Below are 16,048 nucleotides of genomic sequence, written 5' to 3'. Positions count from 1 at the left end.
TGGCGGGCTGGTTCTGGCCTTCAGGCGGCTCCTGCGCGCGCTCTTCGCTGAGATGTTCGTCCAACTCGGTGCTCAGCGCACGTTCCGCAAGCGCCTTGGTCAGTTCGGAAAGAATGCCCTCCTTGCCGAAAAGGTCGCCGGGCGAACGCCCTTCCATCAGCCGGTCCAACAGGTCTTTGTCTATGCTCATACGTGGGTCTCCTCAAAAGTGAGCTACCACGCCGGGGCACAAAATTCAGGATAGTCCCACAATCTCCGGCACCATCAGGGGCAGCGAGATCAGGCCGAAAGACACCGTTCGCAGCTTGAAGTTCCCGCCCCGGACCATCGCAGTTGCCGCCAGGGTGGCTATGGTGGTGCTGGCCGTCGCCGCGATAACGGCGATGGTGAAGCTGTTGAACGCTGCAACCTTGAACTTCTCGCTTTCCGGCCCGGTGAACACATCGGCGTACCAGCGCAAGGAGATCCCCTCCCAGTTGGTGATCGATTGGGAGGCGTTGAAGCTGTAGATGGTGACAATCACCAGCGGGGCATAGAGAACCACCAGGCACAGCAGTGTGATGGAGCGGAAGCCCTTGTAGGCTTTGATATTGTCATTCACATGCGCCATGGCTCAGCCCCCTGTCTTGTCTGCTTTGGCCTGCTGGCGGGCGGAGAACATCAGGATGATCAGCACCATGGTCAGCAGGATCATCGAGGCGGCGGCGCCGAACGGCCAATTGCCCGCGTTGCCCTTGAACTGCTCCTCGATCAGCGAACCGATCATGAAGTTTTTGGCCCCGCCCAAGAGATCCGGCGCCAGGAAGGAGCCCATCGAGGGGACAAACACCAGAATGCAGCCCGCCACCACACCCGGCTTCACCGCGGGCAGCACAATGCGGCGCAGGGTGGTCCACTTGCTGGCATAGAGATCCGCCGCCGCCTCGCTGAGCGAGAAGTTATAGCGCTCCACCGCAGCATAAACCGGCAGCACCATGAACGGCAGGTAGGAGTAGAACAGCCCCAGCTGCACCGCAAAGTTGGTGTTGACGATGTGAATGGGGCTGTCGATCAGCCCGGTGCCGATCAGGAAGTCATTGAGCGGCCCCTGGTCGCGCAGCAGGAACTTCATGCTGACGGTACGAATCAGCAGGTTCACCCAATAGGGAATGGTGATCAGGAACACCCAGACGGGCCGCACGTTTTCAGGCCGTGTGGCGATGAAGTAAGCGGTCGGGAAGCCGATCACCAGGCTGAGAAGCGTCGCCGCCCCGGCCTGCCAGATCGAACGCCAGAAGATGGTGATATAGGTCCACTCAATGCTGGGCGGTTCATCTCCGAACAACCCGCGGTCAAAGAAGAACTGATCATATGCCGCGAGTGAGGGTTCCCAGATCACCCCGCCGCGGAACTCCTTGGTCAGGAAGGAATAGATCAGCATCATGCAGACCGGCCCCAGCACAAAGATACCAAGCACCGCCCAGGACGGCAGCAGCAGCCAGCCGCGGGCGTCCTTGTACGTGTCTGCGCGGGCTGAGCCGCCGCTTGCTGCGCCTGCTGCCATCAGTCCATCAGGAGGCGGCCGGCCCCCAGCTCCATGTTGACGAAAATCTCGCTGCCCGGCTCAAAGATCCGCTTGTTGCCGCGGTCGGAATTGGAAGTCCGCACGATGAACTGCGGCCCCTCGGCCAGATCCACCAGCGTGCTGATGTCGGTGCCGACAAAGATGTTCTCGGCCACCCGGCCCTTGAGGCTTTCGGCCTCCACTGGCACGTCGGACATGAACAGCCGCTCAGGCCGCACCGACATATGCACCTTGGCGCCCTCTCCGATCCCCTCGACCGAATTGCAGGTCAGCGCGTGGCCGCCGCCCAGATGGCAGACCGCGCGGCCGTTCATGACCCGGTCGACGGAAACCTCCAGCAGGTTGGTCTCGCCGATGAAATCCGCAACGAACATGTTGCGCGGCGTCTCATAGATCTCGGTCGGGCTGCCCAGCTGCTGCAACTCGCCTGCCGACATCACCGCAATGCGGTCGGACATCGTCAGCGCTTCCTCCTGATCGTGGGTCACGAAGATGAAGGTGATCCCGGTTTCCCGCTGCAGGTGCTTCAGCTCCAGCTGCATGGCCTTGCGCAGTTTCAGGTCGAGCGCCGACAGCGGTTCATCCAAGAGCAGAACTTTAGGCTGTGGCGCCAGCGCACGCGCCAGCGCCACACGCTGCTGCTGGCCGCCTGAGAGCTGAGACGGTTTGCGGGCAGCGAATTGCGACAGCTGGACCAGCTCCAGCATCTCGCCCGCGCGCTTGCGGGCCTCGGCTTTGGACCTGCCGCGCATTTCCAGGCCAAAGGCCACATTGTCCAAAATGGTCATATGCGGGAACAGCGCGTAATTCTGGAACACGGTGTTCACCGGACGCAGATGCGGCGGCAGGCTTTCGATCTCGTCGCCGTAAAGCAGGATCTCTCCCTCGGTCACATCCTCGAACCCGGCGATCATCCGCAGCAGGGTGGTCTTGCCGCAACCCGAGGGGCCCAGCAGGGTGAAAAACTCATTATCCTTGATGGTCAGCGAGATCCGCTTGAGGGCGGTGAAATCCCCATAGCGCTTGACTGCATTGCGCACATCAATCGCATCTGTCTTGTTGCCAGGCACTTGCGCCTCCCCTCTGCCGCGTATCGTTTGATCCAGCATAGGAAGGCTGGGGGCCTGCTTTAAGAATTGACTCCCTCAGCAAATGTTAGCCTCTGCCTAACCTTTTAAAACGCATTCATCTCAAAGCTTTAGAAGGTTTCTCGGGAGAGGCTGCGGCAGGTTTTTCTCAGCTCTGGCCTGCCGATTGCGCAAGACGGCGGGGAACGCGATCAGCGGGACCACCACCGGCAATCCGCCACCGCAATTCTTCACTCTGAACAGGAACTTGACGGCTGGAAGCAAACGGCCCGCGCCAAGTAAAAGGCCGCGGTAATAGTCACCGCGGCGATCAGCCCGAGGGCTCCAAGCCATGCAGCCTCCCCGATTATCCTGGCCCTAGGTTGACTGCCAGAGAAGGCTTGCGCTCTCTGGCTTACAGACAGGCGGTCATTGCCATGCCTTGTTCCTCAAGTTGTCAGATCGTCCAGGATCCGGTCCATCATCGTATCACAGGCGGCAAGCTGGCTCAGCTCCAGGTATTCGTCAGGTTTGTGACCCTGCCCCTCCATCGAGCCCGGGCCGCAGACCACAGTGGGCACAGCCAACTGGTCAAAGAACCCGGCCTCGGTGCCAAAGGCGACCTTGGTGGTGCCATCGCACTGGGCAAGCTTCTGCGCAAAAGGGACTACTGGGCTATCTGCAGGCACGTCCAGGCCGGGGTAAGCGTTGTACTGCTCCACCTCAATACAGGCCTCAGCCTGATAGCGGTTGCTGACCCGTTCGGCGGCGGCCTGAATGCGGGCCAGAATGTCTTCCCCGTTGTCCGCCGCCAAATGTCTGTATTCAAAGGTCAGCTCTGACCGGTCCGGCACGATGTTGAGCGCGGTGCCGCCATTCATTTTACCAACGTGCACCGTGGAATAGGGCACGGCATAGGCTGCGTCCCGCGCGCCAATGGCGGCAAATTCTTCTTGCAATGCCCGCAGCTCCGCCAGGAAGTCCCCCGCGAGGTGCAAAGCATTGGTGAAATTGGGGGCCAGCGCTGAATGGCCGCTTTGGCCGTGGCACACCGCGCGCAGGGCAGCTTTTCCCTTGTGGCCGATGGCGACTCTCATCTCCGTTGGTTCCCCCACAAAACAGGCCCGCGGTTTGCCGATCAGCGGAGCCAGGCGCTCCAGCATCTCCTGAATGCCGACGCAGCCGACCTCCTCGTCATACGACAGCGCGATTTTCAGCGGTTCCTTTAGATCCACCTTTGCGGCACGATCCGCCAGCGCCAGGGCGCTGGCGAGATAGCCCTTCATGTCGGTTGTGCCGCGGCCATAGACCCGGCCTCCATCCTGGGTCAGCCGGAACGGATCGCGGGTCCACTTCTGCCCGTCCACCGGCACGACATCCGTATGCGCCGATAGCAGAACCCCCTGCCCCGCCGGGCCTTTCTCGGCGTAAAGCCCGGTCTTGGAGCCATCCGGCGAGGGCAGTCGCGTAACTGCGAAACCGCGCTCAACCAGGAAGCTCTCCACATAGGCAGCCAGCTCCAGATTGGAGTTGCGGCTGACCGTGTCGAACCCGGTCAGCCGCTCCAGTATGTCCAGCGTTGCTGTCATCGTCAGTCCACGGCCAGCTCGGTGATCTCGCGGCGAAAGGGCAGCGCGTCGCCGATATCCGGGCCATCAAGCTCGCGCGCATAACGGTGGCCTGCATAGGTCGCCCAGGCAATCGGCCCCGGCGCGCTGGCGTCGCCTATGATCTTGACCGACTTGATGCCGGCATCCGCCCATTCCGCCTCACGGGCGCGCAGTTCCTCGAAGAGGCTGTCGTTACCGGTGCGCGAGGCGACCATGACCACGGCATCCGCCTCAATGTTCCAGGTGCGGTCCGTGTAGGTGCAGTTGCTGACCACATGGCCCGCGTGGATTTCCGTCACCCCGCGGTTCAGCACAATCTCCACCCCGGCCTCCACCAGGCGCGGATGGATCGCCACCTGCTCCAGCGTGTTGTTGGTCCAATCGCTGACAAAGGCCGACGGCGTGACCAGCGTAACCTGCGCACCCTTGGAGGCCAGCAGTTCGGCGAGAACCCCGCCCATGTAATAGTGGTCGTCGTCATAGACCACCACGCGGCCTTCGGGGATGGTGCCATCCATCAGGTCGTCGGGCGTATAGACCTTGGCACCTTCGGCGATCGGCATCGGCACCACATGCTGGCGCGAGACCCCGTCCCGGCGCCAAGTGGAGCCGGTGGCGATACAGATGTTCTCAAAGCCGAACTCAAGAATACTGTCCGCATCCAGCGGGCTTTCGCGGTAGATCTCCACATTCGGGCGCTGGCTCAGCTGGTAGTCACGGTAATCCACGACACGGCCCCAGGCATTGAGGCCCGGCAGTGTGCGCTCGCGGGTCACACGCCCGCCGATCACATCCTTGGCCTCGGCCACGGCCACGTCATAACCACGGCGGCAGAGCGCCCAAGCGGCTTCCAGGCCGGCGGGGCCGGAGCCCACCACCAGCACGTTGGAACTTTCGCCCTTGGAGTTCATCGTCTCCGGATGCCAGCCCTTGCGCCATTCCTCCATAAAGGTCGGATTCTGGGTGCAGCGGCTGATCGACATGGTCATGTCGCCGGTGATGCAGATGTTGCAGCCGATGCATTCGCGGATGTCCTCGATCCGGCCTTCCTCGATCTTCTTCGGCAGGAAGGGATCGGCAATCGAAGGCCGCGCACAGCCGATGAAGTCCAGCGTGCCGGATTTCACCATCTTTGCCATCACGTCCGGGCTGGTGAAGCGGCCTACACCCACAATGGGCTTGTCCGTTAGCTCATGAATGCCGCGCACCAGCTGCTCCTGCGCGGCCTCTTCCTTGAATCGGCTCGGGCCGGAGCAATCCTCCCACGTCCCCTGCGCCAGGTCCCAGAGGTCCGGCAGGTCCTTGTTCATCTCAATGTAATCGCGCACCTCAGCGTTGGAGAAGCCCAGCTCGCCAATGGTTTCATCCAAGCTGACCCGCAGGGTAATCGCCATGGTGTCGCCCACCGCATCGCGCATGTCAGCGATGACTTCCTGGCTGAAACGCGCCCGGTTCTCTAGCGATCCGCCGTATTCGTCCGAGCGCTGATTGGTAGCGCGGCTCAGGAAGTGCTGGAAGATGCCAAAGCCATGCGCGCCATAGAGGCAGATCAGGTCGAACCCGGCCTCCTTTGACCGTTTCGCGGCATTCACGAACCAGCGGCGCAGGTCCTTGATGTCCTGCTTGTCCAGCGCTCGGGCCTGCACCGGGTCATTGGTGAAGGTGCGGATCGGCAGCGCCGACGGCGCCAGCGGCACTTCCTTGGTGTAAAGGTTCGGGCCGTTGATCCCGGAATAGGCCAGCTGGATACCGGCCAGCGCACCGTGAGTTTTCATCCGCTCCGACATCTTGCGCAGCTGCGGGATGTCCTTATCCTCCCACAGGCGCAGTTCGATGAAGGGGGTGATTTCAGAGGTGTGATGCATCTCGCACTGTTCGGTGAAGATCACGCCCCAGCCGCCTTCGGCCTTGATGCCCCGCATCGCTGCCGCCGCAGACGGATCACGGTAGCCGCCGCCGTTGCAATGGGGCACCTGGTAAAAGCGGTTCTTGGCGGTAAGCGGGCCGATCTTCATCGGCTCGAACAGAATATCATAGCGGGGATCGCGCAATTTCCATCTCCTTCGGTGCAAGAGCCCCTCAAAGGTACAGGACCGCACCAAAGGCGAAAGTTGCGCTTACGGAAGCATTGATTAGCCGCCGCCTAAGCGCCGCCGCCGTCCCCGATGCGGATGCCCGGAACAGTGCCGTCAGTGATCCGTTCCTTGCAGTAGCTGATGAAAGTCTTGACGGTCAGAACATTCTCGGCGCCCTCGGCTGTCAGCAGCCCCATCCGCATAGGCCGCAACTTGCCAGCAATCGGCACGAAGCTCAGCTTGCGCCCATCCGGCGCCATGTCTGTCACTGGACGGATATTGGCAATGGAATAACCAAAGCCGTTTGCCACCAGCCCGCGCATCACCGCCATGTCGCGGGTGCGCTCGGCAATCTGCGGTGTAACTCCGGCGTCTTCAAAAAACGAAAGGAAGTACTCGGCACTCAGCGGCAGATCCAGCAGCACCATCGGATGCGCAGCCAGGTCGTCCACAGTGACGCTTGCGCGGTCCGCCAGCGGGTGATCCTCGCTCAACAAGGCATAGGGCGGCAGCTCCGCCAGCGCGTTGAATGTCAGATCCGCCGGAATATTCAGGTCATAGGTCAGCGCCACGTCGATCCGTGCCTGGCGGATCAGCTCGATCAGCCCGGCCTGATCGCGCTCCGTCTGGCTGATGGTCACCGCCGGATACAGCGCCTCGAACTGGCGGCGCAGGCCCGGAACGATGAGCTGGGCAAAGGTCAGCAGGCAACCCACCGACAATGGCCCCTGCACAAAGCCCGAGATATTGTCCGCCAGCCGGCTGAGCGCTCCGGCTTCATACAGCACCGCGCGCGCCTGATCCATGAACTGATGCCCGGCCTGGGTCAGCGACAATCCTTGCGCGTGCTTGCGCACAAACAGCTGCAAGCCGAATTCGTTCTCCAGCTGCGACACCGCCGCCGAGATCGAGGGCGAGGACACATTTACCTTCTCCGAGGCCAGGGCAATAGACCCGGCCTCGCCGACGGCGACGAAATACTCCAGCTGGCGCAGTGTGAAACGCAAAGGCATGTCAGCGACTATGCCGGAGCAGGACCGGGCCGATCAAGCCCGGTATTTTATCCAAGTGGTTTTCAGCGCGGTATATTTTTCCAGGCTATGCAACGACAGGTCGCGCCCGAAGCCGGACTGTTTCATACCGCCAAAGGGCGTCTGTGCCGACAGCGCGTCCACCGTGTTGACCGAGACCGTCCCCACTTGCAGCTTGTCCGCCACCCGGCAGGCCCGGCTGAGGTTATCGGTCCAGACCGAAGCCGCCAAGCCATAGATCGAGTCATTGGCCATGGCGACCGCCTCCTCTTCGCTGTCAAACGGGATCACCGACAGAACGGGCCCAAAGATCTCGTCCCGGGCCAGCGGATTGCCGTGGCTCACGTCGTCAAAGATCGTCGGCTGCACAAAGCAGCCCTTGCCACCGACGGTCACGCGCTCACCGCCCGCCACCAGATTGGCCGTGGCCTTGCCTGCCTCGACAAAGCGCATGATGCCCTCCGTCTGCTTCTCATCCACGATGGCGCCCATTTTCGAGACCGGATCCAGCGGATCGCCCGGCTGGGTGGCTTTGGCGCGGGCAATCAGCTTCTCCACCAAGGCATCCTTGATCGAACGCTCCACATATAGCCGCGAGTTGGCCGAACAGACCTCACCCTGATTGAAGAAGATGCCAAAGGCGGCCATGTCGGCAGCCGCATCCAGATCCTCGCAGTCGGCAAATACCAGATTGGGGCTTTTGCCGCCGGTCTCCGGCCAGACCTGTTTCAGGTTCGACTGCCCGGAATACTGCATGAACATCTTGCCGATTGCGGTGGAGCCGGTGAAGGCGAGGCAATCCACATCCATATGCAGCCCCAGCGCCTTGCCTGCGGTCGCACCATAGCCCGGCACCACATTAAAGACTCCGTCCGGCACCCCGGCCTCTGCCGCCAGCTCGGCCAGCCGCAGTGCAGACAGCGGCGACTGCTCCGCCGGTTTCAGCACCACGGAGTTCCCGGCCGCCAGCGCCGCCGCCGCTTTCCACGTCGCCATGTCCAGCGGGAAGTTCCAGGGCGTCACCGCCCCGACCACACCCAGCGGCACGCGGCTGACCAGCGCCAGATCGCCCGGCCCGGTCGGCGCCACCTCGTCATAAACCTTGTCGATGGCCTCGGCATACCACTGAAAGAAATGCGCGGACCCAGGCGCGTCGACTGTCGCCGCATCCGTCACCAGCTTGCCCATGTCCAGGCTGTCAAGCAGCGCCATCTCTTCCAGGTTTTCCCGGATCAGGTCCGCCAGCTTCAGCATTACCGCCTTGCGGTCCCCCGGCGCCATCCGAGACCAGCGCCCGTCCGCGAACGCCCTGCGGCCTGCCGCCACGGCGCGGTTCACGTCTTCTTCATCACATTCGGAAACCTGCGCCAGCACCTCGCCCGTCGCCGGGTTCACGCTGGCAAAGGTCTTGCCCGAAGCTGCATCCGTGAACCTGCCGTCGATAAAGGCCTGGCTGCGGAACGAGAGAGCCGCCGCGCGGGATTTCCAATCGTCATGTGAATAGTCCAGCATAGTCTCTCTCCTGATTATTCGTCGCCCGGCACGCCGTAAGACGGCGCCTCACGCGGGTCGAGCGCGCGCTGGACATAGGCATCCAGCTGCGGCTTGTAGATTTCCCAAGCGGCGGCGATGTTCTCGATCGGACAGTCCTCAGACCAGTCGCAGCGCAGGTCGGCCACCGGCCAGCTCACCTTGTCAACGATTTTCATGCCTGCCGAATGCACCGGCCCGGCCTCGCCGCCCGCCGCCAGTCCCGCCCGCATCGCGGCAATCAGCCGGTCGCCAAGATGGCCCAATGAAGCCGCGAACCCGTCCACGATGGCCTGGCATACGCCATTGTTGGCCAGCAGGTTGCCGCCAGAGGCCACATCCAGCCCCTCGGCCTGTGTCCAAATACCCAATGAGTTCGGACCCGAATGAATGGCCGTGCCGCCTGCCTTGTCCACCGCCAGCACCTGCCGGTATTCGATGAACTTGCCCTGTTTGCGAACATGCTCGACAGCCTCTGCAGCCGTCAGCCCCTGCTCCATAAGGTCCAGCGCCAGCGGGCCGAGGCTGGGATCGGTCACATTCTGGCTTGCGACCGCGCCAACACCCGCCCGCGCAAAGGAACAGCGCGCCGCCACTGCCGGCGAGGAGGACGAAATCGCCACTCCGAACATGCCCGTTTCCGCGCAGCGCGCCACAAGCGAAAATGTCATCGTCTTTCCTCCTCATCAGCCACTGGAAACGGATCCGCTCTTCATCTGGCCGGAAATATCCTCGGGGGTGAATTGAGTGCAGGCCCAAGAGGGGGGCAGCCAGCCCCCTTCCCGCTTCCGGATCAGTCCGGAATAACCGCGGTGCCGTCGATCTCCACCAACCATTCCGGCCTTGCCAGCGCTTGCACCACCAGGCCGGTCGACACCGGATGCACCCCTTTGATGTATTCGCCCATAGTGCGGTAAACCGCCTCGCGGTGGCGCACGTCGGTGATGTAGACGACCACCTTCACCAGATGCTCCATTGTGCCGCCGCACTCTTCGATGAGCTGCTTGATGTTCTGCATCACCTTGTGGGTCTGCTCCACCGGATCGTGGCTTTCGATGTTCTTGGCGTCATCCAGGTTCTGCGGGCATTGTCCGCGCAAATACACGGTCTTGCCGCCCTGCGTTACCACCGCCTGGCACAGGTCGTTGTCGAGGTTCTGTTCCGGGTAAGTGATTTTGGTGTTGAACTTGCGGATACGGGTATGAGCCATGGTTTCCTCCTGGCCTGGCGGGATGGCGTGTCCGGTCAAAATCTGTGTTGCCCGGCACTTTTGTCATTTGCTGCTTCGAACCCGAAGGGTCAGGCCTCACCAGGTGCGCGGTAGCCTTCGTAATGACGCTGGATGGCGATCTGGTCGGCCACATGCTTGGCATCATGCCAGACGCCCCAGATGAAGGTCGAGCCGCGGCGCGACTGCCAGGGCAGGCCCAGGAAGTAGATCCCCGGCTCCGCGGACACACCGCGCTGATGCTGCGGGCGGCCGTTTCCGTCAAAGGCATCGACTTGCATCCAGGAGAAATCCTGACGGAAACCGGTGGCCCAAAGGATGGTGGTGATACCCTCCTTTCCCAGATCCAGTGCGCGGATGGGGCTGCTCAGGCTGTCCGGGTCAGGGAAGGCCCTGCGGGCTTCCGGCTCCTCGGGCAGGTCAATGCCGGTGCGCGCCACATAGGCATCCGCCAGGTCCAGCATCTTCAGGTAGTCCGCGTCGCCCGCGGCAATGTTGTCCTGAAGATCGCCGACAAAATTCATGGTCCCGTTTTCATAGGACTCGGTCAGGCCAAGCAGCGTCACCCCCTCGCCTGCCAGGCGGCGGAAATCCATAGTCTGACCGCCATAGGCGCCGCTGACGGAAATCGTAACATGCTCCTTGCCCGGCTCCAGCGCAGCCTGATCCCACAGGCCCAGAACCCCCAGCCACCAGACAAAGTCGCGGCCCCGGTACATTCGCGGCGGGCGGTCATGCGGACCCACCGACAAATAGACCTTGCGGCCTGCCCGATTCAGCTCATCGGCGATCTGCGCACCGGACGACCCCGCGCCGACCACCAGCACCGCGCCTTCGGGCAGCTGGTCCGGATTGCGGTAGTGGAAAGAGTGAAGCTGGTTCACTTCTGCGCCTTCAGGCACCAGCGGCGGGATCACAGGGTGCTGAAAGGCGCCGGTGGCTGCAACGATCCGCTGCGCCTCAATCACTCCTTTTGAGGTCTCGACCCGGAAACCGCCAGTGCCATTGATACGCTCGGCCTTGGTCACTTCGACTCCGGTACGGATCGGGGCGTTGAACCGCCCGGCGTATTCAACGAAATAATCCGCGATCCGCTCCTTTCCGGCAAAGGCCTCCGGATCGGTATCCGTGAACTCAAGGTTTGGAAAGCGATCGTGCCAGGCCGGGCCGTTGGCCACCAGCGAGTCCCAGCGGCCAGTGCGCCAAGCCTCGGCAATCCGGTTCTTTTCCAGCACCAGATGCGGCACGCCATGACTGGTCAGGTGTTCGCTCATGGCCACCCCAGCCTGACCGGCACCGACAACCAGCGTATCTGTTTTTTCGATCGGCATGTCCAAACCTCTCCTGCATCTTCTGCCGGCACCATCACCCTGCCGGCTCTACTAGGGAGAATGTTCACATCCTCAGCACAGGAGAAAGAAATCTATGGCTTACCCCTGCTTCGCCTGCCTCTAACCCGCGTTTCTTCAGCCTGTGCGGCGCACTTGGCCCGGCCCCGCGGGCCTTGCGCAGAAAGTGATGAATGACAGACCGGCCGGGTAACGCCGGCAAAACAGGCCCAAGGCCTCCCTCAGACCTGCAAGGTAACTTGGGGGGCAGGTCACTCTGAAATATCCGGGAACAAACAGGCGGAAAGCCTGAAGCAGGGCAAACCGGCCGGTTTCAAGGCCAGGCTCAGGAGGGACTTGCCGCTTTTGTGATTTGGTGGCGGGGAGACAGGGATTCGAACCCTGGGAACGCTCTCACGTTCAACGGTTTTCAAGACCGCCGCATTCGACCACTCTGCCACCTCCCCGGTCCGTCAGCGGTTTAGGATGCCACGCCGGGCGAGGCAAGCGGAAATCCTTGGTCGGCGGAATGTCCGCAAGAGAAATTTTCCCGGCGCTGCCGGACACGCGGAAACCTGCCGCCGGCGCGGCTTTCCCTTGCATCGTGATCCGGCAGGGTTTTCATGACCGGAAGCGCAGGCTATCATGCCGCAAATCAAGAAGACCGGGCATTCCGGCAGGGGCGCAAAAGCGCCGCGGGCACAGGCAAGGATGAAAGCATGTCAAACACGGTGTCGAGAGCAACAAAGGCCCCGCGGGCTGCCGCAGCGGCCTTGGGCCTGCTGGTCCTGGCAGCTTGCGAAGACGGGCCGAAACTGGGTTTCCTGGAACCGAAACCCAAGGCAGAAGGCGAGGTCCGCACCTCCAGCAGCACCAAACTGGTGGAGCGCGATGTGGAAGCGCCCGACGTGTTCCAAGTCACCGAGGCCGGCCTGTGGGACGGGCGCCCGTCGATCGGCGGGGTCTGGGTGGCGCATCCCGATACCAAGGACCCTGAACGGGTGATCATCCGCAACAATGCCAACGGCCAGTTCGTGATCGGAGCCCTATTCCGGCGCGAGCGCGAGATTCCGGGACCGCGGTTGCAGGTGTCCTCGGATGCCGCTGCCGCTCTGGGGATGCTCGCCGGCGCACCGGTTGAAGTGAACGTTACCGCACTTCGGCGCGAGGAAGTCGCTCCGGAGCCGCAGCCGGAGGACGCTGCAGCCGGAGAGGAAACCCCGCCGGATGGCACAGAAGCGACAGAAGCCGCGCTGGCCGGCAGCGAGATCTCTGAGACGCCGCTGGATCCGATTGCCGGTGCAGCCGCCGCGATTGAGGCCTCAGCGCCCACCGCCCCGGATGCAACTGCTACAGCTGCCAAGGCTGAGCCTGCCCCGGCACCGGCCTCCAAACAGCAGAAGACGTCGCTGAGAAAACCATACATCCAGATCGGCATCTTCAGTGTTGAAGCCAATGCCAAGCATGCCGCCAACGCAATGCGCAGCTCCGGAATGGTGCCGGAAGTGCGTAAGCAATCCACCAGCGGCAAGACATTCTGGCGGGTGCTGGTTGGCCCGGCGCAAAGCAAGGCGGAGCGCAGCCAGCTTCTGAAAAGCGTAAAGGACACCGGATTCGCTGATGCCTATGCAGTCACGAACTGACACCCGCGACGCGCATCTGGCGCGTCTCCTGAAATCATCGCTGCGCACGGGCCTTGCTGCCGGTCTGGCCGTCAGCCTTTCGGCGTTGTCAGCGGCCGCTTTTGATACCAAGGCGCGCGCTGCCTATGTGCTGGATTCGGGCACGGACACGGTCCTGCTTTCGAAAAACGCCGATGTGCCGCTGCCGCCGGCTTCGATGTCGAAGCTGATGACGCTCTATGTGGCTTTTGAGGCGCTGCGCGACGGGCGGCTGACCCTGAACGAGACCCTGCCCGTCAGCGAACACGCGATGAGCTACAAGGGCTCCACCATGTTCCTCGACACGCTGGACCGGGTGCGGGTCGAGGATCTGCTGCGCGGCATCATCGTGCTGTCCGGCAACGATGCCTGCGTGGTGATCGCAGAAGCGCTGAGCCCGGATGGAACCGAGGCGGGCTTTGCCCGCTACATGACCAAGCGCGGCCAGGAACTGGGCATGACTGCCTCGACCTTTGCCAACTCCAACGGCTGGCCCGCCGCCGGGCACCGGATGTCTGTGCATGACCTTGCGATCCTGGCTGAGCGGCTTATCGAGGATTTTCCGGAATATTATCCGCTGTTTGCCGAAACCAAGTTCGAATTCGACGGCCGCGCGCCTTCGAATACCCGCAACCGCAACCCGCTGCTGAAACTGGGCATCGGTGCCGACGGTCTTAAGACCGGCCACACCGAGGAAGCGGGCTATGGCCTGGTCGGCTCCGCCACGCAAGGCGACCGCCGGGTGATCTTCGTGGTCTCGGGCCTCGACAGCGAGCGCGGGCGCGCAGAGGAGGCAGAAGCCCTCGTTAACTGGTCGTTTCGCCAATTTACCAAAAAAACCGTTGCCAAGGAGGGCATCCCCATCGCCGAAGCCGAGATTTGGCGGGGGGCCGAGCGATCGGTAGGGCTGGTGCCGGCTGAAGACCTGGAAATCCTGCTGCCGTCACTGGCGGGCGGCACCATCGAGGGCGAGGTGGTCTATAACGGCCCGATCGAGGCCCCGGTGGCCCAAGGCCAGCGCCTTGCCGAACTGGTTCTGCAACCAGAGGAACTGCCGGAGGTGCGGCTGCCGCTGGTGGCGGAAAGCGATGTGCCCGCTGGCGGCTTTGTGGTGCGGGTGAAAACCGCAGCCCAGGTGCTGATCAAGCAATTCCTGACCGGTCCTGAGGGGGCACTGTGACATCTGGCACGGGGCGCGGCCTGTTCATCACCTTTGAAGGCATCGACGGGTCCGGCAAGTCCACCCAATGCCGCCTGCTGGCCGAGGCGTTGCAGGCGGAGGGGCGCGATGTGGTGCTGACGCGGGAGCCCGGCGGCTCCCCCGGCGCCGAGGAAATCCGCCGCCTGGTGCTGGAGGGCGACCCCGACCGCTGGTCGGCCGAAACCGAACTGCTCTTGTTCATGGCGGCGCGGCGCGACCACCTGGAGCGTACCATCGAACCTGCTCTGGCCGCGGGCAAGGTGGTGATCTGCGACCGCTTCGCTGACAGCACCCGGATGTATCAGGGCCTGTCACGCGGCGACCTGCGTGCGGCCGTTGATCAGATGCACAAGCTGATGATCGGGCGGGAGCCGGACCTGACGCTGCTCATCGACATGGACCCCGCTGAAGGGCTGGCCCGCGCCAAGGGGCGGCAGGGCAAGGAAGAACGCTTCGAGGATTTCGGGGTCGCGCTGCAGGAGAAAATGCGCGCGGGCTTCCTGGCGCTGGCGCAGGAATTTGCGGACCGATTCCGCGTGGTCGATGGTGCCCGTCCTGTGGCGGACGTCGCTGCAGACGTCCGCAAGCTGGCAGACGAGGCGCTGGAAGGACCTGCGGCATGAGTGCTGACGACGAGCTTCCCCGCGCAGACCAGGCCGAGGGCGCGCCACATCCGCGCGAGACCCTGCGCCTCATCGGGCAGGAGGCGGCGGAGCAGGATTTCCTGACCGCCTACAATTCCGACCGTCTGCACCACGGCTGGCTGCTGACCGGCCCGCAGGGGGTGGGCAAGGCAACGCTGGCCTGGCGGATCGCCCGTTTCCTGCTGGCCACGCCTCCGGCTGAGGAGGGCCTGTTCGGCGCCCCGCCCCCGCCGCAAACGTTGGACATTGATCCCGAACACCCAGTCTCGCACCGTATTCAGGCGCTGGCGGAACCGGGGCTGGCGCCGATCACCCGCTCCTATGACGACAAGGGCAAGCTGCGCAGCCAGATCGTTGTGGACGACATCCGCAAGCTGAACCGCTTCTTTGGCCTGTCCGCCACCGACGGCGGGCGCCGGGTGGTGATCGTGGACGCCGCCGACGACATGAATATCAGCGCCGCCAACGCGCTCCTGAAGATGCTGGAGGAGCCGCCGGCACGCACCACGATCCTCTTGATCTCGCACCAGCCTTCGCGGCTTTTGCCAACAATCCGTTCGCGCTGCCGCACCCTGCGGCTGGGACCTTTGTCAGCTCAGGACATGGAAGCGGCGCTGGCGCAGTCGGGTGTCGAATTGCCCCAAAACATGGATAACCTCGCGGCACTCGCCGGCGGTTCCGTTGGCGCGGCGCTGCGGCTGATCAATCTGGGCGGGCTCAAGATCTATGCCGAGCTGGTGCAGATCCTCGATTCCATGCCGCGGCTGGACCGCCAGCGTGCCATGGCCCTCGCCGAGGCCGCCGCTCAGCGCGGCGCGGCAGACCGGTTCGAGCTGCTGCTGTCGCTGACCGAGATGGCGCTGGCCCGGCTCGCGCGCACCGGCGCCACCGGTGCTCCGCCAGCGCCGGAAGCGGCACCGCAGGAGGCGGCAATGCTGCAGCGCCTGTCGCCCGATCCGCGCAAGGCGCGCGCCTGGGCCGACCTCGCGGCGGAAGTGACGGCCCGTGCCCGCCACGGGCAGGCGGTGAACCTTGACCCCGCGGCGCTTGTCCTAGATACGGTTTTCAAGATGCAGGAAACCGCGTCGCGCTAGGGTTTTGGCGCGGCG

General features: G+C 63.3%; 13 protein-coding genes, 1 tRNA gene and 2 pseudogenes. 4 read left to right on the top strand and 12 right to left on the bottom strand.

The window, feature by feature from the left end; all coding sequences use genetic code 11:
- The 12 genes and pseudogenes from A9D60_RS17175 to A9D60_RS17120 form a co-directional block, all read right to left on the bottom strand.
- Positions 1-190: pseudogene (locus A9D60_RS17175) on the bottom strand (IS256 family transposase); the annotation flags it as partial.
- Between the two features lie 57 nt (positions 191-247).
- Positions 248-610 (bottom strand): annotated as a pseudogene (locus A9D60_RS17170) (ABC transporter permease); the annotation flags it as partial.
- A gap of 3 nt (positions 611-613) precedes the next feature.
- Positions 614-1,543 carry an ABC transporter permease gene (locus tag A9D60_RS17165; RefSeq protein WP_065268720.1) on the bottom strand — a complete coding sequence of 310 codons (930 nt, stop codon included), beginning with the start codon at positions 1,541-1,543 and terminating at the stop codon, positions 614-616.
- Positions 1,543-2,673 carry an ABC transporter ATP-binding protein gene (locus A9D60_RS17160; protein WP_065268719.1) on the bottom strand — a complete coding sequence of 377 codons (1,131 nt, stop codon included), beginning with the start codon at positions 2,671-2,673 and terminating at the stop codon, positions 1,543-1,545. Before A9D60_RS17160 ends, A9D60_RS17165 begins: the two co-directional genes overlap by 1 nt.
- 407 nt (positions 2,674-3,080) lie before the next feature.
- A complete protein-coding gene (argE, locus tag A9D60_RS17155) occupies positions 3,081-4,220 on the bottom strand; it encodes an acetylornithine deacetylase (RefSeq protein WP_065268718.1) in 1,140 nt (379 codons plus the stop codon).
- Between the two features lie 2 nt (positions 4,221-4,222).
- Positions 4,223-6,292 carry an oxidoreductase gene (locus tag A9D60_RS17150; protein WP_065268717.1) on the bottom strand — a complete coding sequence of 690 codons (2,070 nt, stop codon included), beginning with the start codon at positions 6,290-6,292 and terminating at the stop codon, positions 4,223-4,225.
- A gap of 92 nt (positions 6,293-6,384) precedes the next feature.
- Positions 6,385-7,329 (bottom strand): LysR family transcriptional regulator, encoded by a 945-nt coding sequence (locus tag A9D60_RS17145; protein WP_065268716.1) that lies wholly within the window; start codon positions 7,327-7,329, stop codon positions 6,385-6,387.
- A 33-nt stretch (positions 7,330-7,362) separates the two neighbouring features.
- Positions 7,363-8,859 (bottom strand): aldehyde dehydrogenase, encoded by a 1,497-nt coding sequence (locus A9D60_RS17140; protein WP_065268715.1) that lies wholly within the window; start codon positions 8,857-8,859, stop codon positions 7,363-7,365.
- Positions 8,860-8,873: 14 nt separating this feature from the next.
- Positions 8,874-9,548 carry a DUF1028 domain-containing protein gene (locus A9D60_RS17135; protein WP_065268714.1) on the bottom strand — a complete coding sequence of 225 codons (675 nt, stop codon included), beginning with the start codon at positions 9,546-9,548 and terminating at the stop codon, positions 8,874-8,876.
- Positions 9,549-9,670: 122 nt separating this feature from the next.
- Positions 9,671-10,087, bottom strand: coding sequence for a RidA family protein (locus tag A9D60_RS17130; protein WP_065268713.1), 417 nt, complete (start codon positions 10,085-10,087; stop codon positions 9,671-9,673).
- 89 nt (positions 10,088-10,176) lie between these two features.
- Positions 10,177-11,436, bottom strand: coding sequence for a flavin-containing monooxygenase (locus A9D60_RS17125; protein WP_065268712.1), 1,260 nt, complete (start codon positions 11,434-11,436; stop codon positions 10,177-10,179).
- Between the two features lie 374 nt (positions 11,437-11,810).
- Positions 11,811-11,900 (bottom strand) — tRNA-Ser (locus A9D60_RS17120).
- A 252-nt stretch (positions 11,901-12,152) separates the two neighbouring features.
- Here A9D60_RS17120 and A9D60_RS17115 point away from each other — a divergent pair.
- From A9D60_RS17115 to A9D60_RS17100, 4 genes are read left to right on the top strand one after another with little or no spacing between them, the layout of a single operon-like run.
- Complete coding sequence (locus A9D60_RS17115) at positions 12,153-13,076, top strand: SPOR domain-containing protein (RefSeq protein WP_065268722.1); 924 nt, start codon at positions 12,153-12,155, stop codon at positions 13,074-13,076.
- Complete coding sequence (locus tag A9D60_RS17110) at positions 13,060-14,274, top strand: D-alanyl-D-alanine carboxypeptidase family protein (RefSeq protein ID WP_065268711.1); 1,215 nt, start codon at positions 13,060-13,062, stop codon at positions 14,272-14,274. Before A9D60_RS17115 ends, A9D60_RS17110 begins: the two co-directional genes overlap by 17 nt.
- A complete protein-coding gene (gene tmk, locus A9D60_RS17105; RefSeq protein WP_065268710.1) occupies positions 14,271-14,918 on the top strand; it encodes a dTMP kinase in 648 nt (215 codons plus the stop codon). The genes A9D60_RS17110 and tmk overlap by 4 nt, the downstream gene beginning before the upstream one ends.
- Positions 14,915-16,033, top strand: a complete 1,119-nt coding sequence (locus A9D60_RS17100) for a DNA polymerase III subunit delta' (RefSeq protein ID WP_065268709.1) — start codon at positions 14,915-14,917, stop codon at positions 16,031-16,033. The genes tmk and A9D60_RS17100 overlap by 4 nt, the downstream gene beginning before the upstream one ends.
- Positions 16,034-16,048: the final 15 nt, after the last annotated feature.

This window comes from Leisingera sp. JC1, from assembly GCF_001679925.1.
Taxonomy (GTDB): domain Bacteria; phylum Pseudomonadota; class Alphaproteobacteria; order Rhodobacterales; family Rhodobacteraceae; genus Leisingera.
The sequence above is the reverse complement of the archived record's forward strand: the minus strand, read 5'-3'. Positions and strand labels throughout refer to the sequence as shown.

Excerpts from the sequence above, each read along its gene's own strand:
- A9D60_RS17110 (WP_065268711.1), top strand. The coding sequence starts at position 13,060 with ATGCAGTCACGAACTGACACCCGCGACGCGCATCTGGCGCGTCTCCTG.
- A9D60_RS17165 (WP_065268720.1), bottom strand. The coding sequence starts at position 1,543 with ATGGCAGCAGGCGCAGCAAGCGGCGGCTCAGCCCGCGCAGACACGTAC.
- argE (WP_065268718.1), bottom strand. The coding sequence starts at position 4,220 with ATGACAGCAACGCTGGACATACTGGAGCGGCTGACCGGGTTCGACACG.
- A9D60_RS17100 (WP_065268709.1), top strand. The coding sequence starts at position 14,915 with ATGAGTGCTGACGACGAGCTTCCCCGCGCAGACCAGGCCGAGGGCGCG.
- A9D60_RS17125 (WP_065268712.1), bottom strand. The coding sequence starts at position 11,436 with ATGCCGATCGAAAAAACAGATACGCTGGTTGTCGGTGCCGGTCAGGCT.
- A9D60_RS17115 (WP_065268722.1), top strand. The coding sequence starts at position 12,153 with ATGTCAAACACGGTGTCGAGAGCAACAAAGGCCCCGCGGGCTGCCGCA.
- A9D60_RS17145 (WP_065268716.1), bottom strand. The coding sequence starts at position 7,329 with ATGCCTTTGCGTTTCACACTGCGCCAGCTGGAGTATTTCGTCGCCGTC.
- A9D60_RS17140 (WP_065268715.1), bottom strand. The coding sequence starts at position 8,859 with ATGCTGGACTATTCACATGACGATTGGAAATCCCGCGCGGCGGCTCTC.
- A9D60_RS17135 (WP_065268714.1), bottom strand. The coding sequence starts at position 9,548 with ATGACATTTTCGCTTGTGGCGCGCTGCGCGGAAACGGGCATGTTCGGA.
- A9D60_RS17130 (WP_065268713.1), bottom strand. The coding sequence starts at position 10,087 with ATGGCTCATACCCGTATCCGCAAGTTCAACACCAAAATCACTTACCCG.
- A9D60_RS17160 (WP_065268719.1), bottom strand. The coding sequence starts at position 2,673 with ATGCTGGATCAAACGATACGCGGCAGAGGGGAGGCGCAAGTGCCTGGC.